This is a genomic window from Pseudomonas sp. NA-150 (assembly GCF_044336365.1).
Taxonomy (GTDB): domain Bacteria; phylum Pseudomonadota; class Gammaproteobacteria; order Pseudomonadales; family Pseudomonadaceae; genus Aquipseudomonas.
Genome location: NZ_CP172305.1, coordinates 5280259 through 5304763, shown reverse-complemented (window position 1 = coordinate 5304763; position 24505 = coordinate 5280259). Strand labels below are relative to the sequence as shown.

The following is a 24505-nucleotide window of genomic DNA, read 5'->3' as shown; positions in this document are numbered from 1 at the left end:
GAAAATGAATCCGTCCCCTTTTCTCCTTTCCCCTTTTCTCCTCTTTTCTCCATTAGCGATTTTCAGCCATCTGTATAGTAGCCCGCAGTGGCGTTGTCCTTGAGCTGGGGTTGATTACAGTGGGGGCCTGCAATCAAGCCGAGGATGCACCTGATGGACAGCGTTAATCGTTCGAGCAAGCCTGTGATGTTTACCGGTTCAACAGTCAAGGTTCTGATGTCGGGCCGGCAAAGCGGTGGTCAGTTCTGCATGCTGGAATTCCAAAGCCCACCCGGGCGCAGTACGCCAATGCACAGCCACGATCGTGAGGAGGAGACGATTCACCTGCTGACGGGGGTATTGGAAGTGACGCTCGGTAGCGAGACAGTGCTACTCAACCCTGGGGACACGCTGCTCATTCCACGTCATGTCGCCCATCGTCTTTGCGCGCAAGGGGAGGGGAGCGCACGCTACATCGTGGTGTGTACACCCGCCGGTTTCGACGAGTTCGTGGAAGCCTGCGCGAGTGCAGACAGCGAATCTGCCCAAACATCGGTGCCTTCGGCGGCGGACATCGCCCGATTGCGCGACCAGGCTCCGCGCTTTGGCATCACGCTGCTCCCGTCGGCCTGACGCCCGCTTGAGCAACGCTGCCGGTCGTTGACGGGTTAGTCCTGATCCGGTCGCAGCGCGGCTTTCAATGCGTCCAAAAACACTTCCAGCCTTGGCTGCATGGGCCGACCGGCTGGGGTCAGCAGTGTTACATCCAGCGCAGGCGGTCGGTAGGCCGGCAACAACTCCACCAGCTCTCCAGTGGCCAGCAGGCTTTGGACCATGAACAGTGGCAGTTGCCCCATGCCGCAGTCAGTCAGCAGCGCGTCGAGCATGGCAGCCCCTTGGTTCACCTGGAGCCGTGGCTCGATCACTGTCTTTATCACCTCGCCTCGTACAGTGAACTCAAGCGGCCGATTGCGTCCGCTGCCGGGCATCCGAAAGCCGATGATCGTGTGTCCATCCAGATCATCGGGAGCGTCAGGCAGTGGGTGGTGTTGCAGGTAGCGAGAGGAAGCGCAAAGCACCAGCGACTGGCGCTCCAAAGGCCGCGAGACAAGGTTCGAATCAGCCAGTTGGCCAAAGCGTATGGCCGCGTCCAACCCCTGACCGACGATGTCCACCCTATCGTCGGACAGGCGCAGATCGATACGCAGCTCGCTGTGCCTTTCCAGTAACCGGCTCACCACCGGCATGATGACCTTGGAGCCATAACCAATTGGCGCGCTGACCCGCAGCACGCCTTGCACATGGGAAGAGGTAGCATCGGCCAGTTGATCAAGTGCCTGAATGTCCGCCAGTACCTGTGCGCACTGTTGGTGGAGGGCCAGGCCCTCTTGGGTGAGCCGAACTGATCGCGTGGTGCGATTGAAGAGTTTTACCGCGATTCGGGATTCCAGTTTGCTGATGCTTTTGGCCACAGAGGAGGGCGCTAGGCCCAACTCGCGTGCGGCTTTCGCGAAACTCAGGTGCCGAGCGACGGCATCGAAAGCGATGAAGTGGCTGAGGTTCTTGATCATGGAAGCGGTACAAAAAAAGGGGACAGATTTATTTTTAGGAAAATAAATCTGTCCCCTTTTCTCCTTTTCTCTTTCGTCCCCTTTTCTCCACGCCACCCTGATTAGCGATTTTCAGCCATCTGTATTGTAGCCCGCAGTGGCGTTGTCCTTGAGCTGGGGTTGATTACAGTGGGGGCCTGCAATCAAGCCGAGGATGCACCTGATGGATAGCGTTAATCGTTCGAGCAAGCCTGTGATGTTTACCGGTTCAACAGTCAAGGTTCTGATGTCGGGCCGGCAAAGCGGTGGTCAGTTCTGCATGCTGGAATTCCAAAGCCCACCCGGGCGCAGTACGCCAATGCACAGCCACGATCGTGAGGAGGAGACGATTCACCTGCTGACGGGGGTATTGGAAGTGACGCTCGGTAGCGAGACAGTGCTACTCAACCCTGGGGACACGCTGCTCATTCCACGTCATGTCGCCCATCGTCTTTGCGCGCAAGGGGAGGGGAGCGCACGCTATATCGTGGTGTGTACACCCGCCGGTTTCGACGAGTTCGTGGAAGCCTGCGTGAGTGCAGACAGCGAATCTGCCCAAACATCGGTGCCTTCGACGGCGGACATCGCCCGATTGCGCGACCAGGCTCCGCGCTTTGGCATCACGCTGCTCCCGTCGGCCTGACGCCCGCTTGAGCAACGCTGCCGGTCGTTGACGGGTTAGACCTGATCCGGTCGCAGCGCGGCTTTCAATGCGTCCAAAAACACTTCCAGCCTTGGCTGCATGGGCCGACCGGCTGGGGTCAGCAGTGTTACATCCAGCGCAGGCGGTCGGTAGGTCGGCAACAACTCCACCAGCTCTCCAGTGGCCAGCAGGCTTTGGACCATGAACAGTGGCAGTTGCCCCAAGCCGCAGTCAGTCAGCAGCGCGTCGAGCATGGCAGCCCCTTGGTTCACCTGGAGCCGTGGCTCGATAACTGTCTTTATCACCTCGCCTCGTACAGTGAACTCAAGCGGCCGATTGCGTCCGCTGCCGGGCATCCGAAAGCCGATGATCGTGTGTCCATCCAGATCATCGGGAGCGTCAGGCAGTGGGTGGTGTTGCAGGTAGCGAGAGGAAGCGCAAAGCACCAGCGACTGGCGCTCCAAAGGCCGCGAGACAAGGTTCGAATCAGCCAGTTGGCCAAAGCGTATGGCCGCATCCAACCCCTGACCGACGATGTCCACCCTATCGTCGGACAGGCGCAGATCGATACGCAGCTCGCTGTGCCTTTCCAGTAACCGGCTCACCACCGGCATGATGACCTTGGAGCCATAACCAATTGGCGCGCTGACCCGCAGCACGCCTTGCACATGGGAAGAGGTAGCATCGGCCAGTTGATCAAGTGCCTGAATGTCCGCCAGTACCTGTGCGCACTGTTGGTGGAGGGCCAGGCCCTCTTGGGTGAGCCGAACTGATCGCGTGGTGCGATTGAAGAGTTTTACCGCGATTCGGGATTCCAGTTTGCTGATGCTTTTGGCCACAGAGGAGGGTGCTAGGCCCAACTCGCGTGCGGCTTTCGCGAAACTCAGGTGCCGAGCGACGGCATCGAAAGCGATGAAGTGGCTGAGGTTCTTGATCATGGAAGCGAAGCTCCGGTGGTCGCGGTGTGGCCGTGCAGCCGTTTAAACGCCAGAGCTTATCGCCGTCGGGAGGGTGAAAGCGATGCTCGAAAATGCGTCGACTGGATCAAACTGTGTTGGAGCAACGGATCCCGGACACGACGGTTGATGCTAAGCCTGGCCTGGTTTTAACTGAGCTGAATCCGACGCCGCTGGTGAAGCCCGTGCGCATCCGGCTGTTTGCATGATGAACGCTGACTCCCAGCGGGTTACATGACAAGAGTGATCGTGCCGCAAATGTCCACTTTTGGCCGATTTCTGCCTGTCACTATTGATGGAGCTGGGTCGCGGCGTTGGTGAACCGCGCATCCTGACCCGTTAGGTCGGAAGCATTCGACCTGGCGCCCTCTTACGAATGAGGAGGGTCGTCCGACTCAGCGGTTCTTCAGCATCCTCCTAGGGCAAAGCGTCGCGTTTGGCGAAGATGCTTGCCATTTCCGCCGCGTTCTCAGTTCCCCAGGTGCACAGCGGGACAATTGCGTCAGCCAAGCTGCGACCGAGCGGAGTCAGCGTGTAGTCCACGCGCGGGGGCACCTCCTTGTAGTCGGTTCTCGCCAGCACGCGATCGGCTTCAAGATCCTTCAATTGCTGGATCAGCACCTTGTCGCTGACGCCGGGGATCAAGCGCTTGAGCTCGCCGTAGCGCTTCGGGCCGTCGCGCAGGAAAAACAGGACCAGCGGTTTCCACTTGCCCGAGATGATGCGCAGCGTGGCGTTGAGCCCACATCCGGTGTCGCAGATTTCAGAAGTTGTCGTCATTTTTTTGATACTTACCAAAAGGTGCATACTTGTCCTTAGGTTACCAGAGCTGCATCCTTGTTCTCAAGCAAGCAATTTCCTGCTTGGGTACATCTCAAACGAAGGATGCAAGACATGACCAGACTGAATGGAAAGACCGCCGTGATCACTGGCGGTGCTACTGGGATCGGCCTCGCCGCAGCAAAGCGCTTCATTGAGGAGGGCGCCTTCGTCTTCATCTTCGGCCGCCGGCAGGAGGCGCTCGACGCCGCCGTTGCCGAACTCGGGCCCAATGCCCGCGCGGTGAAGGGCTCGGTCTCGGATGAGGCCGACCTCGACCGACTCTACGCGGCAGTGAAGGCCGAGCGAGGAACCCTCGACATCGTCTTCGCCAATGCCGGGGTGGGTAGCCAGCTTCGGCTCGGCGAGATCACCGCCAAGCACATTGACGAAACCTTCGACATCAATGTGAAGGGTACGATTTTCACGGTCCAGAAGGCGCTACCTCTGATGGGCAAGGGCGGTTCGATCATCCTGACCGGATCGAGCGCCGGCACCACGGGCGCCCCGGCATTCAGCGCCTACAGCGCGAGCAAGGCGGCGGTGCGCAATCTCGCGCGGACCTGGGCGGAGGACTTGAAGGGCACCGGCATCCGGGTAAACGTGCTGTCGCCCGGGCCGACGGCGACCGAGCTCGCGAAGGAAGCGCTGGGCGAGGAGGGCGTGAAGGCCTACGGCTCGATGACTGCGCTCCAGCGCATGGGCGATCCGGCGGAAGTCGGGGCGGCGGCGGCCTTTCTCGCGTCGTCGGACAGCAGCTTCATGACCGCCAGCGAGGTCGCCGTCGACGGCGGCCTGGCGCAACTCTGACGCGCTAAACCTACAGCGCTCCACTCGATTGATAGGAGCGCCGTAGGGCTCGGTAAACCTAAGGAGAATATATGAGCTACGCAATTATCGGCTTCGGCAATATCGGCCAGGCTCTGGCCAAAGCGTTTGCCCGAAGCGGCATCGAAGTATCCGTTGCAACCACTCGCGACCCGGAAAGCTTTGCAGCCACTGCGGCCGCGATCGGACCCACGATCATCCCCAAAACACTGGCGGAAGCGGTCAAGGCGGACATTGTCTTTTTGGCTGTGCGTTACGAGTCGCACCGGGATGTCGCGAAGGCGCTACCGATCTGGCAGGGGAAGACCATCGTCGATGTGACGAATGCCTACGGAGTGTCTCCTGAGGAACTGGGAGGTCAGCCTTCTTCCAAGGTCGTCGCGCAGGCCTTCACGGGTGCAAGACTGGTTAGGGGCTTCAACCATCTGGCCGCTGCCGTCCTTGACCAAGATCCGGCCGTGCAGGGTGGCAGGAGAGTCGTGTTCCTGGCGAGCGACGATGACGGCGCCGCAGCGGAGATTGGTGCGCTTGCGGAAAATCTTGGTTTCTCGCCGATCAAACTTGGCGGGCTTTCGGAAGGTGGACTACTTGTGCAGGCGCGCGGAAATAGCTGGGGTCAACTGATCTTTAAGGACTTGGTCAAATTCGATTGATGAATCGTGCTCGCTAATTTCGATGCGATCCTGCCTCGTGGAAAAAGGGCCGCTACCGTCAGCATCTGGCCGATCTCCGCCTGTCGTCACACCCCGCGTTCGATCGGCTTGCCGGCAATCGAGCGCGGAGCGGTCGTAAATCCGCGTTGCCAGTTGTGCCTGTTACTCCGCGTGTTCTGGTGTCACTGGCGCTACGCGCCAGATCGCGAGCAAGCTTGCTCCTACGCCCTTCGGGCAGAAACTTGATTTCAAGCCATTGAAATAAAAGAGTTTGTTTTATATTTGAAAGGAGGCATGGCAACAGGATTTCCCCGAATACCTGTTAAAACGCCTCCCTAAGCCCTACCTCAACAGACCCTAGCCAAACCCAATAATCGTCTTGGTTTCCCGGTATTCCTCAAACCCATAAACACCCTACTCACGCCCATTACCCGAACGCTTATAGCCGCCAAACGGTGCGTACGGATCCGGGCTTCATTGGCAATTGGGCCGAGCACTGTTTCTTGTGATTGAGGGTCGCCGACGACGATGGCGTTTGCCGTTGCGGCGGCCAGCGATTCGACCTCTGCCAGCCTGTTTCTTGGCACGATCATTCGTGTCGGCGCGCTGCACGACTGTCCGACGTTGCGGAGCGCAGACATGATTCCTGTGGCGACGGCGGTGGCGAAATCGGCATCGGGAAGCAGAACGTTCGGGGATTTGCCGCCCAGTTCCTGAGTGACGCGTTTCACACTATGAGCCGCTGCCTATGCGACGAGCGCGCCCGCGCGGTTTGAGCCGGTGATCGAGATCATGTCGAGATCGGGATGCGCAGCGATGGCGCCGCCGACTTCAGGACCGCTGCCATTCACCAGGTTGAACACGCCTGGGGAAAGGCCGCGTCGTGTACCCGTTGCGCAAACAGAAGGGCGCTGAGCGGCGACAGCTCGCTCGGTTTCAGCACCACCGTGCACCCGGCGGCGAGTGCCGGTGCGACTTTCGCGGTTATTTGATAGAGCGGCCTGTTCCAGGGCGTGATCAGGCCGCAGACACCGATCGGGGGCGAAGGGGGCCCTTACAGGCCCCGCAAACCTTACTTATGAATCTGCCACGCATCCCCAGCCGGTGCAGTCCCGTGGTCATACGGTTTGCCCAGCCACATATAAACCAGGCCCAGGCCGATGACGATGGCGGTGGTCAGGACCATCGCGTAGTTGATGTACCACGCGGCATCCGGAGTGCGCGGCCAGGCCATGTTGATGATGGCAAGGACGCCGTACACCAGCGCGCCGATGTTGACCAGCATGCCCCATTTGCCCAAGGTGAACTGGCCACTCGGGATCCAGCCGCGTGCGCGGGCGAAGAGGGCGCCGAGGACGATCATCTGGAACGCGATGTAGATGCCGATGGCGGCGAAGCTGACGATGGTGGCGACGGCGTCTTGCAGGATGAAGCCGAGGCAGATGATCAACGCTGGCAACACGCCGGACACCAGCAGCGCCGCGACGGGCACTTGGGTGTTCGGTGACAGGCGTTTCAAGGCATTGCTGCCAATGATCATCTGGTCGCGGGCATAGGCGTAGAGCAGTCGGCTGGCAGCGGCTTGCAGGCTGATCACGCAGGAGATGAACGAGACCATGACCACACCCATCACCACTTTCGAACCATTGACGCCAAAGGCGTTGCTGAGAATGGTGGTGACCGGGTCTTTGTCGGTGCCGTTGATCACTGCGCTCATGTCCGGCACGGCGAGGATCAGCGCCAGGCAGGCGAACATTGCTGCGATGCCGCCGATGTAGATGGTCATGCGCATGGCGCGCGGGATCATCTTGCTCGGGTTCGGGGTTTCTTCGGCGACGTCACCGCAGGCCTCGAAGCCGTAATACAGGAACATCCCCGCCAACGACGCGGTGAGGAAGGCCGGCATGTATGAACCGTCGATGCGGATGTCGAAGGTGTTGAACAGCACGCTGATCGGCTGGTGACGCTCAAAGACCAGCAGGTAGACGCCGACGATCACAGCGCCGATCAGTTCGCACAGAAAGCCGAACATGGCGATGCGGGCCAGCACTTTGGTGCCACTGAGGTTCACCAAGGTGGCGAACAGGGTGAGCACCAGCGCAATCACGATATTGGTGTTGTTGCTGGCCTCGAAACCGAGCATCGCGGCCAGATACGGCCCTGCACCCACGGCAACGGCGGCGATGGTCACGCACAGGGCGATGGCGTAGATCCAGCCGACCATCCACGCCCAGCGTTTGCCCACCAAGCGACGGGCCCACGGGTAGACGCCACCGGAAATCGGGAACTGCGACACCACTTCACCGAAGATCAGGCACACCAGCAACTGGCCGATGCCCACCAGCAAATACGCCCAGAACATCGGTGGGCCACCGGCTGCCAGGCACAGGCCAAACAGGGTGTACACGCCTACTACGGGTGATAGGTAAGTGAAGCCCAGTGCGAAGTTTTCCCACAGGCTCATGGTGCGGTTGAAGTTGGAGGTGTAACCCAACTTCCGAAGTTGCTCGGCATCGCTGTCCGCGGCCGAAGATAGGGATGGAACGGTCATGTGTTTCTCCAGGGAATCGGCAGATTTTGGGTATGCGAATCCGGAGCGGTGCAATCCTGCACTGCCCGATTCGATCGTTATTGTTATGTCTGCATTGCGGGTGAAACGGTGAAGGTCGTACCGACCTTTTCGCAGCCTGCGGCAGCTCCTACAGGAGATCGCATTTCAACTGTAGGAGCTGCCGAAGGCTGCGAATGCTTTTAATGCTTAAACATCACATGCCTTACAGTGGTGTAATCCTCCAGGCCGTACATCGACATGTCTTTGCCATAACCGGACAACTTCTGCCCGCCGTGGGGCATTTCGCTGACCAGCATGAAGTGGGTGTTGACCCAAGTGCAGCCGTACTGCAAACGCGCTGCCAGGCGATGGGCGCGGCCCAGGTCCTGGGTCCAGACCGAAGAGGCCAGGCCGTAGTCCGATTCGTTGGCCCAGGCCAGCACTTGTGCTTCGTCGTCGAACTGAGTCACCGACACCACCGGCCCGAACACTTCGCGGCGGACGATTTCGTCATCCTGCAGCGCATCGGCAATCACCGTGGGTTCGAAGAAAAAACCATTGCCTTCAATCACCTTGCCGCCGGTGATCAGGCGAATGTGCGGCTGCGCAAGGGCGCGTTCGACGAAACCGATGACTCGGTCGCGATGCTGAGCAGTGATCAGCGGACCCATCTCGGTGTTCGGGTCACCTTGCAAACCGTGTTTGATGGTGCTGACCGCTTCGCCCAGTTTGGCGACGAACTTCTCGTAGATACCTTTCTGTGCGTAGACCCGGCACGCAGCGGTGCAGTCCTGGCCAGCGTTGTAGAAACCGAAGGTACGAATGCCCTCGACCGCCGCGTCGATGTCGGCGTCATCAAAGATAATCACCGGCGCCTTGCCGCCCAGTTCCATGTGCATGCGTTTGACGCTGTCGGCGGTGCTGGAAATGATGTGCGAGCCGGTGGTGATCGAGCCGGTCAACGAGACCATGCGCACCTTCGGGTGAGTGATCAGCGGATTGCCCACGGTCTGCCCACGGCCGAACACCAGGTTGAGCACGCCGGCCGGGAAAATCTCCGACGCCAATTCCACCAGACGCAACGCAGTCAGCGGCGTTTGTTCCGACGGCTTGAGCACCACGGTATTACCGGCGGCCAGTGCCGGGGCGATTTTCCAGGCGACCATCATCAGCGGGTAGTTCCACGGTGCGATGGAGGCAATCACACCCACCGGGTCACGACGGATCATCGAGGTGTGGCCCGGCAGATACTCACCAGCCGCCGAGCCGTTCATGGTGCGGCAGGCACCGGCGAAGAAACGGAACACGTCGGCAATCGCCGGGATCTCATCGTTGAGCGCCGCGTGATACGGCTTGCCGCAGTTGTCGGATTCCAGCTTGGCCAGCTCTTCGCCGTGGGCCTCGATGGCGTCGGCGAGTTTCAGCAGCAACAGCGAGCGATCCTTGGGCGTGGTCTGTGACCAGCTGTCAAAGGCGGCATCGGCGGCGCGTACGGCGGCATCGACCTGGGCTTCGCTGGCTTCGTTGATTTCGATCAATACCCGACCCAGGGCCGGATTGAACACCGGTTGGCTCGGACCTTCGCCGACCACCAGTTGGCCATTGATCAACAGTTTGGTTTGCATGAACACGTCCTCTTCAAACGATCGGTTTTTCTGTAGGAGCGGGCTTGCCCGCGACAGGGCCCGCGACAGCGCCGCAGCCATCGCGGGCAAGCCCGCTCCTACAAGGTGTTGTGTTTACTTACCGCCACTGCCCGCCACGCTTTCGCCGCCACGGGTCAGGTAATAGGCGCCGAGAATCGGCAACATGGTGACCATCATCACCAGCATCGCGACAACGTTGGTCACCGGCACATCCCGTGGTCGACTGAGCTGATTGAGCAGCCAGATCGGCAGCGTCCGTTCATGGCCGGCGGTAAAGGTGGTGACGATGATTTCGTCGAACGACAGGGCGAACGCCAGCATCCCGCCCGCCAATAACGCCGAGCCGAGGTTGGGCATGATGATGTAGCGAAAGGTCTGCCAGCCGTCGGCGCCGAGGTCCATCGAGGCCTCGATCAAACTGTGGGAAGTACGGCGCAAACGGGCGATGACGTTGTTGTAGACGATCACCACACAAAAGGTCGCGTGGCCGACGATGATGGTGAACATCCCCGGTTCGATCCCCAGCGTCTTGAATGCCGACAGCAGCGCGATCCCGGTAATGATCCCCGGTAGGGCGATGGGCAGGATCAGCATCAGAGAAATCCCGTCCTTGCCGAAGAAATCACGTCGGTACAACGCAGCAGACGCCAGGGTGCCGAGCACGATGGCGATCAAGGTGGCGACGCAGGCAATCTCCAGTGACAGCTTGATCGACTCCAGCACGTCGGGCCGCGAAAACGCCACGCTGAACCATTTCAGGGTGAAACCCCGAGGCGGAAAACTGAACGCAGCGTCTTCGGTGTTGAAGGCGTACATGAAGATGATGAAGATCGGAAAGTGCAGGAACACCAGCCCGCCCCACGCCGCGATCTTCAGCCCGAGGGACGCCTGGTCACTTTGCTTAACAGGTTTAGAGCGCATCGAAGGCCCCCAGACGTTTGACGATGGACAGGTAGATGGCGATCAACACGATGGGCACCAGGGTGAAGGCTGCGGCCATCGGCATATTGCCGATCGCACCTTGCTGCGCGTAAACCATGCTGCCGATGAAGTAGCCGGGCGGCCCCACCAGTTGCGGCACGATGAAATCACCCAAGGTCAGGGAAAAAGTGAAGATCGAACCGGCAGCAATCCCCGGTACCGACAGTGGCAACACCACGTGGATGAAGGTCTGCCACGGCTTGGCCCCAAGGTCGGCGGAGGCTTGCAGCAACGATGGTGGCAAGCGCTCCAGCGAGGCCTGGATCGGCAGGATCATGAACGGCAGCCAGATGTAGACGAAGACCATGAAGCGCCCAAGATGTGAAGTCGACAGGGTGCTGCCACCGACTTCGGGGATGGTCAGGATCAGCTGCAATACCGGCTCCAATCCCAGGTGCTCGATGAACCATTGCGCGACGCCGCCCTTGGCCAGCAGCAGGGTCCAGGCGTAAGCCTTGACGATGTAGCTGGCCCACATCGGCATCATCACCGCGATGTAGAAAAATGCCTTGGTCTTGCCCGTGGTGTAGCGCGCCATGTAGTAGGCAATGGGAAACGCGACGACTCCGCTGGCAATCGACACCGCCACCGCCATGCCCAGCGTGCGGGTGATGATGTCGAAATTCGCCGGATTGAACAGTGCCGCGAAGTTGGCCAGGGTCAGGTCCGGCGTGACCGCCATGGTGAAGTCGTCGAAGGTGTAGAAACCTTGCCACAGCAGGGTCAACAACGAGCCGAGGTACACCGCGCCGAACCACAGCAAGGGCGGGATCAGCAGTAGCGACAGGTACAGGTTCGGCCGGCGGTACAGCAGGTTGGAAAACCGCCGCAAGGGCGATTGTCCGGGCTGCGTCGCCGGGTGGGTGATAGCGGCCTGGCTCATGATCACTGACCCTCGCCCACGGCGGTTTCGTACAGCGGGATCATGGCTTCACGGGCCCAGCGCGCGGTCAGGCGTTGACCGGTCTGCAGTTGCGCAGTCGTCTCCAACCACTGGTTATTGGCCTGGCTGATGTTCAGGGTCTGACCGTTGTCGAGTTTGAGTTCGTAACGGGTGGCGCTGCCTTGATATTGAATGTCGTGCAGCAGGCCGCTGACCTGGATTTCATGGCTGCCGGCTTGACCTTCGCCGAAGCGAATGTGTTCCGGACGAATCGAAAACGGCAGCGTTGCGCCGCTCAATAGCAGCGCCAGGTCGCCGCGCAACACGTTCGAGGTGCCGACGAATTCGGCGACAAAGGTCGTGGCCGGTTTCATGTACAGGTTGCGCGGGGTGTCGACCTGCTCGATGCGGCCTTTGTTGAACACTGCCACCCGGTCGGACATCGACAGCGCTTCGGTTTGATCGTGGGTGACAAAGATAAAGGTGATGCCCAACTGGCGTTGCAGCTTCTTCAACTCGCCCTGCATTTGCTCACGCAGCTTGAGGTCGAGGGCGCCCAAGGGTTCGTCGAGCAGCAGCACCCGTGGGCGATTGACCAAGGCGCGTGCGAGGGCCACGCGCTGACGCTGGCCACCGGACAATTGCGCGGGTTTGCGGTCGCCGTAGCCGTCCAGCGCGACCATCGCCAGGGCGTCATTGGCTCGGCTCAGGCGCTCAGCCTTGCCGACGCCCTTGACCTTCAAACCGTAGGCCACGTTCTCGCGCACGTTCATGTGCGGGAACAGGGCGTAATCCTGGAACACCGTGTTCACATCACGCTGATAGGGCGGCAGACCGGCGGCCTCTTCGCCGTGAATACGGATCGAACCTGCGCTCGGTTGCTCGAAACCGGCAATCAAACGCAGACAGGTCGTCTTGCCCGAACCCGAAGGGCCCAGCATCGAAAAAAACTCGCCGTCCTTGATGTCGATGGAAACCCGGTCAACGGCTTTCACTTCGCCGAACTGACGGGAAACTTGGGTGAACTGGACTGCAAGCGTCATGGTGCGTAGCTCCAAAAAGGCGAGGGCCGTCGCAGCGGTCCTTGCCTGGACATCTGAAAAAACTGGATCTTTAAGTTGGGGCCATTCGTACGCGATGGTCTGTAGGAGCCAACTTGTTGGCGAGAGGCTTGATGCGGTGTGTCATGCCAAGCGCCTCGCGAACAATCGAGCGTCGACCGGTTGCTCCTACAGAAATTTGCGCCTGAGGAGACTAGCGCCCGCCCATGATCGCGATGTAATCCTGGGTCCAGCGGCTGTATGGCACGAACTTGCCGCCTTCAGCCTGTGGGGTTTTCCAGAAAGCGATCTTGTCGAACAGGTCGTAGCCATTGGTGGCGCAACCTTCGGCGCCCAGTAGTTCGCTGGCTTTGCACGCGGCCGGCACGGCGGGCAACGAACCGAACCACGCCGCTACGTCACCCTGGACCTTGGGTTGCAGCGACCAGTCCATCCACTTGTAAGCGCAGTTCGGGTGCTTGGCGTCGGCGTGGAGCATGGTGGTGTCAGCCCAACCGGTGGCGCCTTCTTTCGGGATGGTCGAAGCCACCGGCTGCTTGTCGGTTTGCAGGCCGTTGACCATGTAGCCCCACGAGCTGGTAGCCACGACACCTTCGTTCTTCACGTCACTCATTTGCACGGTCGCGTCGTGCCAGTAGCGGTGAATCAACGGCTGCTGGGCACGCAACAGATCGAGCACGGCTTTGTACTGGACTTCAGTCAGTTCGTAGGGGTTTTTGATCCCCAGTTCAGGCTTGGTCGATTTCAGGTACAGCGCGGCGTCGGCGATATAGATCGGGCCGTCATACGCCTGCACCCGGCCTTTGTTCGGTTTGCCGTCCGGCAGGTTCTGTTGCTCGAACACCACGCTCCAGCTGGTGGGCGGCGTCTTGAATACGTTGGTGTTGTACAGCAGCACGTTCGGGCCCCACTGATAAGGCGTGCCGTAGGTCTGCTTGTTGACCACGAACCACGGGCCGTTGGCCAGGCGTGGATCGACGTTTTTCCAGTTCGGAATCAGCGCGGTGTTGATTGGCTGTACGCGTTTACCAACGATCAACCGCAGCGAAGCATCGCCAGACGCGGTCACCAGGTCATAACCGCCCTTGGCCATCAAACTGACCATCTCGTCGGAGGTGGCGGCCGTTTTGACGCTGACTTTGCAGCCCGTCTCCTTCTCGAAACCGGTCACCCAGTCGTAGGCCTTGTCGCTTTCGCCGCGCTCGATATAACCCGGCCAGGCCACGATATCGAGCTGGCCTTCACCCGCACCTACTTTGTTGAGCATCTCCGCTGCCGAAACCCCGCAACTGGTAAACATCGCGGTGGCTACGGCGCTGAATAACGCGGTCTTGAGCGCTGACATGGCATTCCCTCTTCTTTAATTATGGTCGGGGCAGTTTTCAACAGGGGTAACGCTGCCTTCTTCAGGCTGACTCTTAGAATAGTGCGTAATGCTTCTTGAGCTTTGCTCAGCTCAAGTCCTGCCCGTGGCGCGCCATGATGTGGCGCACCACGCTGTAGTCCTGCAGTGAATCGCTGGACAGATCCTTGCCATAACCCGAACGCTTCAGACCGCCGTGGGGCATTTCGCTGACCAACATGAAGTGGCTGTTGATCCAGGTGCAGCCATATTGCAGGCGTGCCGCGACCTGCATGGCCTTGTCCAGGTTCTGGGTCCAGATCGACGACGCCAGGCCGTATTCCGAGTCGTTGGCCCAATCCACCGCTTGTTCCAGCTGATCGAAGCGGGTCACGGTGACCACCGGACCGAACACTTCGCGCTGGACGATTTCGTCGCTTTGTTTGCAGCCAGCGAGCAGGGTGGGTTGATAAAAGAATCCCGCGCCGGAATGCACCGCAGCGCCAGTGATGCGCTCGATGTGCGGCTGACCCAGTGCGCGCTCGACAAAACTGGCCACACGGTCGCGCTGGCGGGTGCTGATCAACGGACCGATTTCGTTGTCGGCGTCGCGTTTACCGGCGAAGCGCAGGCTGCTGACGGCTGCGCCCAGTTCCGCCACCAAGCGGTCGTGAATCCCGGCCTGGGCGTAGATCCGGCAGGCCGCGGTGCAATCCTGGCCCGCGTTGTAATAACCGTAAGTGCGCACGCCTTCGACTACCGCCTGAATGTCGGCGTCGTTGCAGACGATCACCGGCGCTTTGCCGCCCAATTCCAGATGGGTACGTTTCAGGGTTTTGGCGGCGGCCTGGAGGATTTTCTGCCCAGTGACGATATCGCCGGTCAGCGAGACCATGCGCACTTTCGGGTGGCTCACCAAATGGCTGCCGACACCTTCGCCACCACCGCAGACAATGTTGATCACGCCGCGCGGTAACAACTCCGACAGCACGGGCGCCAAAGCAAGAATAGACAGGGGCGTATGTTCCGACGGCTTGAACACCAAGGTATTACCGGCCGCCAACGCCGGGGCGATTTTCCAGGCGGCCATCATGATCGGGTAGTTCCACGGCGCGATGGACGCCACCACACCAATCGGATCACGACGCACCATGCTGGTGTAGCCCGGCAGGTATTCGCCGGACAACTGGCCAGTCTGGCAACGCACGGCACCCGCGAAGAAACGGAACACGTCGACGGTTGCGCTCAAATCGTCCTGACGCGCCAGATGCAGCGGCTTGCCGCAGTTCAGCGATTCGAGGCGCGCGAGCAGGTCGGCCTGTTTTTCAATGGCATCGGCGATGGACAGCAGAATGTTCGAGCGTTGCTGCGGCGTGGTGCGCGACCAACTGGCAAAGGCCCTGTGCGCGGCGAGAATCGCGGTTTCGACTTGCTCGGTGCTGGCCTCGGCGATACGGGTCAATACTTCGCCCGTGGCCGGGTTGAGAATCGGCTCGGCAAAACCCTGACCTGCGACCAACTCTCCGTCGATCAACAGTGCTGTAAACAGCGGTGTCGGGTGCGCGCCAGCCATTTTCGAGATTCTCTTTTTTTGTGTGGCCGTGTTTTCCATGGGCTTATTCCTTGGAGCGCCTGGCCTTTCTCTATACCTACAGAGACTAGTGCTCGGGCGAGAGGTCGACAAATACTAAATACTGAAAGCAGCGTTCGATTAAATAGATAGCCTGCGCCCGGCGTGAGGTTGCTCGCGAGCGACGGTCAGAAAAGGGTCGACCAGCGCCGGTCTGGCTGTGCCGCGACGCCAGGCCAGGCCGACATCCAGGGTCTGGCTGAGGTCCGCCAGCGGACGCGCTTCGATGATGTCGCCCTCCAGTGACCAGGGGCGATAGGTCATGTCTGGCTGAATGGACAGCCCAAGGCCGGCGGCCACCAGGCTTCGCACGGCTTCCGTCGAGGCGGTACGCAAGGTGATGTGGGGTTGCAAACCGGCGCCGGACCACATGCGCAAGGCATTCATGTCCATCTCGTCGACGTTCAACTGAATCAACGGCTCGCGCGCCACGTCCGCCAGGTTGATGCTGTCATGCTCCAACAGCGGGTGCTGCGCGGGCAACCACACCCGATGCGGCGAGTGGGTCAGCACTTCGGTTTGCAGCGCGTGGCGGTCTTCGAGGTTGGAGAGGATCAACACACCGACATCGATTTCGCCGCTGACCAGCAAGTGCTCGATATAGGGACGCTCGTCTTCCATGACCCGAATGGCAACGTTGGGGTAGGCGCGCTGAAAGCGAGTCAATAGATCCGCTAGGTAATAACCGGCGACCAGGCTGGTCACGCCGATGATCAACTGACCGGCAACCTGATCGGTACTCTGTTGCAGGCTGCGCTTGGCGTTGTCCACCGTTGCCAGAATCAAATGCGCCTGACGCAAAAACTGATGACCCTGGTGAGTCAGGGTCATGCCCTTGGCGTGGCGATTAAACAGGATGACGCCGATTTCCTGCTCCAATTGCTGGATGGCCAGGGTCAGCGTGGACTGGGAGATGAACACCGCCTGGGCAGCGGCGGAGATCGAGCCGGTCTCGGCGACAGCGATGAAGTGACGGATCTGGCGCAGGGTCATCATGGCAATGCAGTCCTTGCGTATTTTTAGAATCTTCCGAGTGTATATCTTTTTAATCGATGGAAGGCGTGAGCGCGTTGCGCTCAATCGCAGCCTTCGGCAGCGCCTACGGGATCACCTTTTTCTGTAGGAGCTGCCGATCAATCCAACGTAGAAATATGAAAATGCGCCTGCTGCTTGCCCGCATGCTTGGCGCGATACAGCGCCTGATCGGCCAACTCGAGCACTTCGTTCAGGTCTGGGTCATCCAGCGGCCACAGCGCGCCGCCCACGCTGCACCCCACCTTCGCCTGCCGATTGCCCAGCTTGACCGGATGGGCGAGGGTCTTCAGCACGCGATGGGCAATCGCCTGGGACTGGCCTGTTGCGTCTTCGCGGGTCACTTGCAGCACCATCAGAAACTCATCGCCACCCAATCGCGCAACGATGTCGCCCTCACGCAGGCAACTGCGCAGGCGGGCGGCGATTTCGCGCAGCAACTCATCACCGCCGGTATGGCCGAATTCGTCATTGATCGGTTTGAAACCGTCCAGATCCAGGTACAGCAACGCCAGGCACGTGCCGACATTCTGGCTGCGCTGCTGGGCACGCGGCAGGTATTTCTCCAGCGCGGCGCGGTTCGGCAAACCGGTCAACGGGTCGTGATGGGCGAGGCTTTCCATCACCCCCAACGCGGTCTGTTGATTGCTCAGGCTGGCCACCAGATGGCGAATCGATTGACTCAACTGAGCGATTTCCCGAGTGCCCTTGAGGTCCGGAATCTCGAGGATTTCGCCGGCACTCAAACGGTCGGCAGCTTTCGCGATGTGCCACAGCGGTCGGGTATACCAAGACGCCAGTAGCCAGCCGATATATGCCACCAATACCGCCAGGGCGACACCCCAGGCGAGAATGTCGCGCTGCAGCTGGTGCGCGGGTGCGTAGGCTTCCTCCAGCGGTTGCCGTGCGACCACCGTCCAGCCAAGGCCGGGATAATCGTTATAACCGCGGCTGGTCGCGACCCCGATCAAGTATTCATCGCCGTCTGGCCACTGCTGCACGTCCCATTGCGGGCGATGACGGGTGACCCGGTCGAGCAGCGGCAGCGGCAACGGTTGCCCGAGCATCTCCCGGGGGCCGAGCAGTACCTTATGGTCGGCGCTGAGCACGAAAAATTCGACCTTGTGCCGTACTTCACTGGGATCGGCCAACGCCTTGCGCAAGTCATCGGCCCAGGCCCAGGACATATGCGCCGCCAACACCGCCACCGTGACATGCTGATCATTCAGCACCGGCACGCTGATATCGACGAATTTCAACGCTTCGCCGCTGGGGCTGGGCAACAGCGTGGCCAGCAGCTTGGCGTCATGCACGTCACCGACCGACAAGTGCTCACGACCTTGAAGAAACACCGGCCGCTCAGCCAGGCTGGCGCCTTCGAGGACGCCGTTGCTGGAAGCCTTGACCACCCCCGTCATATCGGTAAGGCCAATCCAGGCAATTTCCGGGAACTCCAACTGCAAATGATTGAGCAACTCGCGGACCTTCCCGACGTCATCCGGTTGGCGCAGCACCTGCAAATGACTGAGTACCGTAAGAATATGTGCACGATTGGCCATGTCACGGTCCAGACGATCAATCATCTGGTAGGAAACTTCAGCGAGGTCCATGCCAATTTCGCTGCGCATCCGCGTGCTGGAGTCATGACTGATCAGCGAACCCAGGCCCCAACTGAGCAGACTCACCAGAACGGCAATCAGCAGTGCAAAGCGGCTGCGCAAACTGGGCAAGTGACGCATGAGCAGGCTTCCGCAGATTAAGAGTCGGGAGGGGGCTCTATCTTGTCAGGTTTTTCCGGAAAGACCCTAGGGGCTATTGATGATTGGTTGTGGGTTGTTTGAGCGTCATATTTTTGTAGAAGACCGGCTTGCTGGCGATGGCGGTTCGAAGGCTGCTGATGCTGGCAAGTCGGACTGCTACGAGGAGCTCGGCGTCTTTAAAGGTTGGGAGTGAAGCGCTGAGTAGGTGTCCGTAAGGCAAAACATTCAAGATCTTCGGATAATTCCCACAATCTTGATGTCCTGTCGCCGGCATTATGTCCGGCTGAGTTAACTGAAAATTGCGCGCTGATCCCACAAGGAAAGCTGCGTATGCCTCTTACCCACGGCAATCCCCCTACATTTACCTTCACTGTCCTAGATGGCAACCGAGACTACGTCCTCCGCGTCCTCGAATTCGAGGGCGTCGAAGCCCTCAGCAAACCCTACGAAATCAAGGTCGAGCTGGTCAGTCCGCATTCCTCTTACGATCTGGAAGAGTTGTTGGGTAAGCAGGCTTTCCTCTCCTTTGGCCCGAACGGGGAGGGGCTGCATGGGGTGCTCTACAGCGTTGCGGAGCGCTGGGAAGTCGGTCGCTTCACTCGCTACCAGTTCTTACTGGCGCCTTACCTGAAGTTCTTGGAACATACGAACAACCGACGCATTTTTCAGGACCAGACCGTCCCTGAAATCATCCTGCAAGTGCTCAAGGAGCACGGCCTATTCAATGGCTTGCAGGTAGAAATCGACAGACCCACCGGCCAGGTTCCGCCGCGTGAATATTGTGTCCAGTTTGATGAATCCGACTTGGAGTTCATTCATCGCCTCTGCGCCGAGGACGGCTGGCACTATCGTTTCGAGCATTCCCCCGCCGGCCATCGGCTGATCTTCGCCAACGATGAAGTGCGCTTCCCGCACCACACAGCGCTGACGGTGCCGTTCAATCGTCTGAACGGCATGGTCGGCGAAGAACAGACCGTCCTCGACTTCAGCGTCAAAGTCTGTACCCGCACCAGCCATGTCGAGTTGCGCGACTACGATTTTCAAAATGCCGACCTGACCCTGAAGGCCGAGCACGAATACGGGCCAACCCAGGATCAGATCCAGCGCAACGAAAAGCCCAAACCCGTGCCGCACCTCAGCGACTCCATCTATCCCGGTCATTTCAGGGACCAGCTCCGTGCCGCCCATCTGGCGAGACTTACTCTGCAACGTCATCGCTGGGACGTCGAACAGGCCGAAGGTAAAAGCGATCAGCCGTTGTTATGCAGCGGCACCCTGTTACGTCTTGAAAAACACCCCGATATCAGCTGGAACAGACCGTGGCTGTTGGTCTGGGTCAAGCATGAAGGCTATCAACCACAGGTTCTAGAGGAGCTGGCCTCGGCTATCAAGATTGACTCGAAGGTGATCAAGGAGGGCTATCACAACAGCTTTTTGGCCATCCCGGAAAAGGTCCAGTTCCGCATGCGGCTGGACGACGCTGGAAGGACACGGCTCATCGGCACGCACTTGGCGGTGGTAACCGGCCCGGAAAAGGACGAGATCTACTGCGATGAGTTCGGTCGCATCAAGGTCAAGTTTTTCTGGGATCGACGCGAGTTTGATGACGAACGCACCAGCTGCTGGGTCCAGGTCGCTTCCAGTTTGGCGGGCGATTATTACGGCACCGTCAGTTTGCCAAGGGTGGGCATGGAGGTCGTCGTCATCTTTATGAGCGGAGATGCCACGAAGCCGGTCGTGACAGGGTGTTTTCCCAATAACCTGAATCCAGTGCCCTACGAACTGCCCAAACATAAAACCAAAAGCGTGTTCCGCAGCCGTAGCACTCCAGATGGCAAAGGTGGCTATAACGAGGTCCATGTCGACGACAAGAGCGGTGAGGAGCTGGTCTACCTGCGTGCCCAACGCGACATGGAGCAACTGATCCAGAACGACTATCGCCTTGAAGTCGGCAACAACCGCCTGGAAACCGTGGGTGGCGATAGCCGGACCGAAATCGGTGGCGACGAAAACCTCATCGTCGGCGGCGACCGCAGGGTGTTGATTCAGGGTAACGATAATCTTGACGTGGCGGGCAGCAGTCATACCCGCGTCGGCCTGACGTATGTGGTCGAAGCCGGAACCCAGATCCACATCTCCGGCGGCGAGCACGTCGTCCTCAACGCCGGAACCAACCTGTCGCTGGGCGCAGGCGGCCATCATCTGGTCATGAACGCCTCGGGCATTTTTGTCAGCACGCCGATTTTGCCAGGTGGCGCGCCGATGGCCGGGACACCGGCAGCGCCGGTGTTGCCAGAGGGAAATCAGCCTTTGGCAGCCGGTGAATTAGGCCCGCCGCTAGACGAAACCACCCTCCTGCCGGCGATGGCAGAGGGCCTTGCTGCGGACAAATCGAAAGCAGCGCCGCCTGCACCCCCCTCCATCGACGACGCCCACGTCTCCGATTAACCGGACGGAAAAATATCCATGCAAACGTTTAAATTTCCGATTCGCAAAGCCGACGGCAGCGAGTTCAAAGATGCCGAACAACTCCACACCGCCCTTGAGGCCGAGACATCCGGCTTTTACCTGCTAGGTAAAAACCGGTTTTGGCATGGGGGGGTTCATATCAGTGATCAGAGTGCGCCGCAGTGTGTTTATGACGAGCCTGTGCGGTGTATTGCTGATGGTGAGGTGGTGGCTTATCGCTTGAACCGTGATTACCTGGAGTCGCAGGTCGGTGACGTACAGATGAAGTATTCCACTTCGTTCTGTCTGGTTCGTCACACATACGAATCGCCGCCCAATCCAGACGAAGGTCCAAATCAAGATCAAAAAAACAGCCTGACTTTCTACAGTCTCTACATGCACTTGTTGCCGTTTGAGCGTTATCCCGATGCCAATCCAAACCATATTCGCCGAGTTAAAGTCATCAATGGCGGATGGCCTGCGCGTAACGTGCCAAAGGGAAGGGAAGGCAGCACAAAATTAGGCAATATCGAGAACGGCACTGAGTTCGACATTCTGGAAGAAATCGATAATCGCGACGACTACCATTTTGCAAGAGGTCGGATTGTTAAAGGGCAAATAGGCCAACTACGAGAGGGGGCTGAGGTCTGGTTCGCCAGTCGCTATCGAAACGATCGCATCCGCGCGGCCAATGGCCACGCGCGAATGTCGGAGGTACCGGCTCCTCAGCGAGAGTGGCCAACGTACTGGCGAGGTCAAGTTCTGGCCCATGTCCGGGACGAATTGGAACTGTTTGAGGCGCCTGCGAGCGGGCGAGTTGGCGCGCGTTTGCCAGGTCGCAATCTAGGGCCTAACTCACTTATCCGTTATGACGAAGGAACAACTGTTCGAGTGACAGGCATCGATGGCGAAACATGGCGCATGGCTGAATGCACCTCAGATGGCCGCCTGTTCTGGGCCCGCGTGGAGGATGACGTTCTCAGATTTGCGCACCGAGAAATTAACTGCCCTCTATCAGCCATCGCTCCGGCAGAACCCATCCCAATCAGGGCTGGCGATCCAATTGGCTACCTCGGACTCTATGAGATGCCCGTCGATGACGGTAAAACGTCCAAACACCAGGTGCATCTCGAGGTCTTCACCTTCGACCCCAACCTCGACGCCTTCCTCGACAATGAAGCGGGTCTTAAACAAGGCAAGCAATTCCTTGAAGTTCGGAGACTTCAACAGCATATCTTGATGCGCGACGTACAAAGTGAGTTCACGAACTACCTGTTTCAGGACCAGATTTACGCCCTGAACAAAGTACCCACCGAGCACGATGAGGCAGGCGTCGAATCCTACAAAATAACCGTGGAAGCCCGAGACCGATCCGGCCAACGCAAACTGCGTACCCTTACTGGCCTGATCAACAAAGAACGGGTCAACGAGGAAGGCTCCGGCGTCCGAATCGTCAGCCAGCACGACCTGCGCGCCATCGGTTTCAAGGTGGTGGAGCAATACGTCACCAACAGTTGCAGCCCTCTGCCAGCCGACCGCCTGTGCAATTTTTATGGCGAGTTGCATGCCATCGCAGACCGTGACGGTGACGGCACAGTAACCCCCGCCGAACTTCAAAAAACCCTCAGAAATCCGGCGATTAGAGATCGCTGGTCGAAAGTCATCCCGTATCACCACACCGAATGGCAACTGCCGTCCAGCGATGCTAAATGGCAACCGCTGCGAGATCGATTGGTTAGTGAGCCGGAACGTTTGCGTTATGCCAATGAGTGTATTGATAACCTGGTGTTTTGGGACCAGTTGCCGGAGCGAGTGGGATTACCGAGGGATGGGATGGCTTGGTATTTTCATCCGGTGGAGTTTCTATCAAGTCTTATGACTCCAAGAAATTGCTGTGACGCAAAAATAAAAGTAACTCGTTGGAGGTCCAGAAGCACTAGAAATACATATTACGGCCCTGTGCATTGGGGGGACAGAAAACTGGGTGAAGAATCCCAGTGGGAGGAGCTACTCACCTTAGGAATTGTTACCGATTACGAAAAAGAGATCATCGTCGTGATGACCGAGAACGAGGGCAAGCTTAATGCGGTGCAAAGTTATGATAGCGAGATACTGACAGCTGGTGCTATGCAGAAAACAATTAGCCCATCTGGACAGGGAGAGTTCCCTCTGCAGGTTAAAAAATTTAAGGATGCTAACCCTGACGCCTATTTTGATTTTTTTGAATCTCAAGGATGGTTTTTGGATACATCCGAAAATCGCACAAGCATGTATTATCAGTATTCTGAATGGTGCGAAGGAGCTAAGTTAGAGGGTGCCGCTCTCAAGGAAAGTTTACGAGTAGGATGTAGTGATTTAACACTGAATAGTATTATTAATTGTTTGCCGATTTCGTCAATGGTATGCGCTATTTCAAGCCCGCTCTACGTTCGGTTGCAAATTATGGACTATATTGATCGCCTGCGTAGTGCTCTTAGGAAAAAACCTTCAGGTTACGGATTTTCAGCAGCCCAGTTGTTTAGGTCGAAACTTGGGCAAGCACTGGTGTTGGATCAAGATATTAATAGGCCCGGTAATGTTAGGGATGATCTAGGGGCAGCTTTAGATTCATTTTATAAAGCCAACCCTGAAGTAAGTAAGCAGGTTGAAGCTTGGGGCGATTTGCATGCAATCTACGAAAACTCTGTCATAGAAATCTATGGGCGAAATAGGAGGATGACTGAGCCAGTAGAGCGGTTAGAAAAATTGCAGAGAGAGTTGTAATGATGCGTTTTTATGTAGTTATGATCGCTGCCTTACTCTTCGCCGGAAAAAATGCGCATGGAGATGAAAAGGTTTTAGAGGGGCGAGGGAACTCAGTGCTTCGCTTAGGTGCGTGGGATGGCAAAGCGGCAGGGTGGAGTAAGGTCAGTTACTCAAATGGACAGCACGAATTTGATGTGTATGGTGTGGTAGCAGCTGATGCTAACTCTGAAGCCTTATCACCAGACAAAAGTAAAGTGTTCGTTCAGAGAGTGGAGTTTGGAGAGGTGACAGATCAGGATGGAGTTACCCTTAACACAGAAAATCAGTATTGCGATTTGTTATCGATGGATACCGGATGCGTGATGCTTAGCAGACCTGCAGAATTTTGTAGCGGAAGTTGGAGTGGGAGTGTTTGGCGGACGGAGGAAGGCGATTCAATTAAGCTTGGTCTTGAAACTGAAAGTCCTAGAGAGCTTTTAAAAACCATCGCTAAATTAAAAACAAATGAAAATAGAATGAGATTTATTGAAAGAGCAATGTACATGGGGGTGGAGTCGTATTTGGCATGTTATCCACCTTCGGATGATCCTTCAGGAGTTAATGATATAGGGTTCTATTTGGCCGAAGGAGGGGGGGATAAAAATGCATTGCTGCTATTCAGGTCTGTAGAGAGCGTGGCACCTGACCGTATTGTCCTGAAAGTCAATATTGCAGATTCATTATGGTCGGTAGGCCGGAAGGCCGAGGCGTATCGGTATTATACTATGTATAGAGAAGCTATGAAAAATGCTGGGAAGTCTAATGCTATTCCCGCTCGGGTACTCGGGCGACTTGAAGAAAAACAAGAGTAAAGATTGTTGGTTGAAAGGGGCGGCCACTTCCTTCTGTCTGGTTCTTTACCGTTATGAGTCGCCGGAAAACCCGGAAGGTCCAAAGCAGGGGGAGAAAAACAGCCTGAC

At 58.2% G+C, this 24505-nt stretch carries 19 protein-coding genes and 1 pseudogene; 7 read left to right on the top strand and 13 right to left on the bottom strand.

Annotated elements, in window-relative coordinates; genetic code table 11:
- The first annotated feature begins 153 nt into the window (after positions 1-153).
- Entirely contained in the window at positions 154-612 is a 459-nt protein-coding gene (locus ACF0H7_RS24980; protein ID WP_397449514.1) for a cupin domain-containing protein, read from the top strand.
- A 35-nt stretch (positions 613-647) separates the two neighbouring features.
- On the opposite strand, the gene ACF0H7_RS24975 is transcribed toward ACF0H7_RS24980, so the two are convergent.
- Positions 648-1550, bottom strand: coding sequence for a LysR family transcriptional regulator (locus tag ACF0H7_RS24975; protein WP_397449513.1), 903 nt, complete (start codon positions 1548-1550; stop codon positions 648-650).
- A gap of 202 nt (positions 1551-1752) precedes the next feature.
- Here ACF0H7_RS24975 and ACF0H7_RS24970 point away from each other — a divergent pair, with 202 nt between their 5' ends.
- Positions 1753-2211 carry a cupin domain-containing protein gene (locus tag ACF0H7_RS24970; protein ID WP_397449512.1) on the top strand — a complete coding sequence of 153 codons (459 nt, stop codon included), beginning with the start codon at positions 1753-1755 and terminating at the stop codon, positions 2209-2211.
- A gap of 35 nt (positions 2212-2246) precedes the next feature.
- On the opposite strand, the gene ACF0H7_RS24965 is transcribed toward ACF0H7_RS24970, so the two are convergent.
- Both ACF0H7_RS24965 and ACF0H7_RS24960 read right to left on the bottom strand, forming a co-directional pair.
- Positions 2247-3149, bottom strand: a complete 903-nt coding sequence (locus ACF0H7_RS24965; protein WP_397449511.1) for a LysR family transcriptional regulator — start codon at positions 3147-3149, stop codon at positions 2247-2249.
- Positions 3150-3584: 435 nt separating this feature from the next.
- A complete protein-coding gene (locus tag ACF0H7_RS24960) occupies positions 3585-3947 on the bottom strand; it encodes a winged helix-turn-helix transcriptional regulator (protein WP_397454012.1) in 363 nt (120 codons plus the stop codon).
- A 114-nt stretch (positions 3948-4061) separates the two neighbouring features.
- Here ACF0H7_RS24960 and ACF0H7_RS24955 point away from each other — a divergent pair, with 114 nt between their 5' ends.
- Positions 4062-4796 (top strand): SDR family NAD(P)-dependent oxidoreductase, encoded by a 735-nt coding sequence (locus ACF0H7_RS24955; protein ID WP_397449510.1) that lies wholly within the window; start codon positions 4062-4064, stop codon positions 4794-4796.
- Between the two features lie 71 nt (positions 4797-4867).
- Positions 4868-5467: an NADPH-dependent F420 reductase gene (locus ACF0H7_RS24950; protein ID WP_397449509.1), complete on the top strand. Its 600-nt coding sequence runs from the start codon at positions 4868-4870 to the stop codon at positions 5465-5467.
- Between the two features lie 440 nt (positions 5468-5907).
- Here ACF0H7_RS24950 and ACF0H7_RS24945 read toward each other — a convergent pair.
- The 10 genes and pseudogenes from ACF0H7_RS24945 to ACF0H7_RS24900 all read right to left on the bottom strand — a co-directional run.
- Positions 5908-6506: pseudogene (locus ACF0H7_RS24945) on the bottom strand (aldehyde dehydrogenase family protein); the annotation flags it as partial.
- Between the two features lie 33 nt (positions 6507-6539).
- Entirely contained in the window at positions 6540-8018 is a 1479-nt protein-coding gene (locus ACF0H7_RS24940; protein ID WP_397449508.1) for an APC family permease, read from the bottom strand.
- Positions 8019-8218: 200 nt separating this feature from the next.
- Entirely contained in the window at positions 8219-9643 is a 1425-nt protein-coding gene (locus tag ACF0H7_RS24935; protein ID WP_397449507.1) for a gamma-aminobutyraldehyde dehydrogenase, read from the bottom strand.
- Positions 9644-9757: 114 nt separating this feature from the next.
- The gene (locus ACF0H7_RS24930; protein WP_397449506.1) at positions 9758-10585 is read right to left on the bottom strand and encodes an ABC transporter permease; all 828 of its coding nucleotides are present in this window, start codon (positions 10583-10585) and stop codon (positions 9758-9760) included.
- Positions 10575-11528 carry an ABC transporter permease gene (locus ACF0H7_RS24925; RefSeq protein WP_397449505.1) on the bottom strand — a complete coding sequence of 318 codons (954 nt, stop codon included), beginning with the start codon at positions 11526-11528 and terminating at the stop codon, positions 10575-10577. The genes ACF0H7_RS24930 and ACF0H7_RS24925 overlap by 11 nt, the downstream gene beginning before the upstream one ends.
- Before the next feature lie 2 nt (positions 11529-11530).
- On the bottom strand, positions 11531-12571 hold the full coding sequence (locus tag ACF0H7_RS24920; protein ID WP_397449504.1) for an ABC transporter ATP-binding protein: 1041 nt from the start codon (positions 12569-12571) through the stop codon (positions 11531-11533).
- A gap of 211 nt (positions 12572-12782) precedes the next feature.
- Entirely contained in the window at positions 12783-13934 is a 1152-nt protein-coding gene (ydcS, locus tag ACF0H7_RS24915; RefSeq protein WP_397449503.1) for a putative ABC transporter substrate-binding protein YdcS, read from the bottom strand.
- A gap of 106 nt (positions 13935-14040) precedes the next feature.
- The gene (locus tag ACF0H7_RS24910; protein ID WP_397454010.1) at positions 14041-15504 is read right to left on the bottom strand and encodes a gamma-aminobutyraldehyde dehydrogenase; all 1464 of its coding nucleotides are present in this window, start codon (positions 15502-15504) and stop codon (positions 14041-14043) included.
- A 138-nt stretch (positions 15505-15642) separates the two neighbouring features.
- Complete coding sequence (locus ACF0H7_RS24905; RefSeq protein WP_397449502.1) at positions 15643-16557, bottom strand: LysR family transcriptional regulator; 915 nt, start codon at positions 16555-16557, stop codon at positions 15643-15645.
- A 137-nt stretch (positions 16558-16694) separates the two neighbouring features.
- Complete coding sequence (locus tag ACF0H7_RS24900; protein WP_397449501.1) at positions 16695-18332, bottom strand: diguanylate cyclase domain-containing protein; 1638 nt, start codon at positions 18330-18332, stop codon at positions 16695-16697.
- A gap of 351 nt (positions 18333-18683) precedes the next feature.
- On the opposite strand from ACF0H7_RS24900, the gene ACF0H7_RS24895 reads away from it, so the two are divergent.
- From ACF0H7_RS24895 to ACF0H7_RS24885, 3 genes are read left to right on the top strand one after another with little or no spacing between them, the layout of a single operon-like run.
- Entirely contained in the window at positions 18684-20801 is a 2118-nt protein-coding gene (locus ACF0H7_RS24895) for a type VI secretion system Vgr family protein (RefSeq protein ID WP_397449500.1), read from the top strand.
- An 18-nt stretch (positions 20802-20819) separates the two neighbouring features.
- Positions 20820-23564, top strand: coding sequence for a calcium-binding protein (locus tag ACF0H7_RS24890; RefSeq protein ID WP_397449499.1), 2745 nt, complete (start codon positions 20820-20822; stop codon positions 23562-23564).
- A complete protein-coding gene (locus tag ACF0H7_RS24885) occupies positions 23564-24397 on the top strand; it encodes a tetratricopeptide repeat protein (RefSeq protein ID WP_397449498.1) in 834 nt (277 codons plus the stop codon). The genes ACF0H7_RS24890 and ACF0H7_RS24885 overlap by 1 nt, the downstream gene beginning before the upstream one ends.
- The last annotated feature ends 108 nt before the right edge of the window (positions 24398-24505 follow it).

Coding starts and splice junctions, on each gene's coding strand:
- ACF0H7_RS24980 (WP_397449514.1), top strand. CDS start 154: ATGGACAGCGTTAATCGTTCGAGCAAGCCTGTGATGTTTACCGGTTCA.
- ACF0H7_RS24975 (WP_397449513.1), bottom strand. CDS start 1,550: ATGATCAAGAACCTCAGCCACTTCATCGCTTTCGATGCCGTCGCTCGG.
- ACF0H7_RS24970 (WP_397449512.1), top strand. CDS start 1,753: ATGGATAGCGTTAATCGTTCGAGCAAGCCTGTGATGTTTACCGGTTCA.
- ACF0H7_RS24965 (WP_397449511.1), bottom strand. CDS start 3,149: ATGATCAAGAACCTCAGCCACTTCATCGCTTTCGATGCCGTCGCTCGG.
- ACF0H7_RS24960 (WP_397454012.1), bottom strand. CDS start 3,947: ATGACGACAACTTCTGAAATCTGCGACACCGGATGTGGGCTCAACGCC.
- ACF0H7_RS24955 (WP_397449510.1), top strand. CDS start 4,062: ATGACCAGACTGAATGGAAAGACCGCCGTGATCACTGGCGGTGCTACT.
- ACF0H7_RS24950 (WP_397449509.1), top strand. CDS start 4,868: ATGAGCTACGCAATTATCGGCTTCGGCAATATCGGCCAGGCTCTGGCC.
- ACF0H7_RS24940 (WP_397449508.1), bottom strand. CDS start 8,018: ATGACCGTTCCATCCCTATCTTCGGCCGCGGACAGCGATGCCGAGCAA.
- ACF0H7_RS24935 (WP_397449507.1), bottom strand. CDS start 9,643: ATGCAAACCAAACTGTTGATCAATGGCCAACTGGTGGTCGGCGAAGGT.
- ACF0H7_RS24930 (WP_397449506.1), bottom strand. CDS start 10,585: ATGCGCTCTAAACCTGTTAAGCAAAGTGACCAGGCGTCCCTCGGGCTG.
- ACF0H7_RS24925 (WP_397449505.1), bottom strand. CDS start 11,528: ATGAGCCAGGCCGCTATCACCCACCCGGCGACGCAGCCCGGACAATCG.
- ACF0H7_RS24920 (WP_397449504.1), bottom strand. CDS start 12,571: ATGACGCTTGCAGTCCAGTTCACCCAAGTTTCCCGTCAGTTCGGCGAA.
- ydcS (WP_397449503.1), bottom strand. CDS start 13,934: ATGTCAGCGCTCAAGACCGCGTTATTCAGCGCCGTAGCCACCGCGATG.
- ACF0H7_RS24910 (WP_397454010.1), bottom strand. CDS start 15,504: ATGGCTGGCGCGCACCCGACACCGCTGTTTACAGCACTGTTGATCGAC.
- ACF0H7_RS24905 (WP_397449502.1), bottom strand. CDS start 16,557: ATGATGACCCTGCGCCAGATCCGTCACTTCATCGCTGTCGCCGAGACC.
- ACF0H7_RS24900 (WP_397449501.1), bottom strand. CDS start 18,332: ATGCGTCACTTGCCCAGTTTGCGCAGCCGCTTTGCACTGCTGATTGCC.
- ACF0H7_RS24895 (WP_397449500.1), top strand. CDS start 18,684: ATGCCTCTTACCCACGGCAATCCCCCTACATTTACCTTCACTGTCCTA.
- ACF0H7_RS24890 (WP_397449499.1), top strand. CDS start 20,820: ATGCAAACGTTTAAATTTCCGATTCGCAAAGCCGACGGCAGCGAGTTC.
- ACF0H7_RS24885 (WP_397449498.1), top strand. CDS start 23,564: ATGATGCGTTTTTATGTAGTTATGATCGCTGCCTTACTCTTCGCCGGA.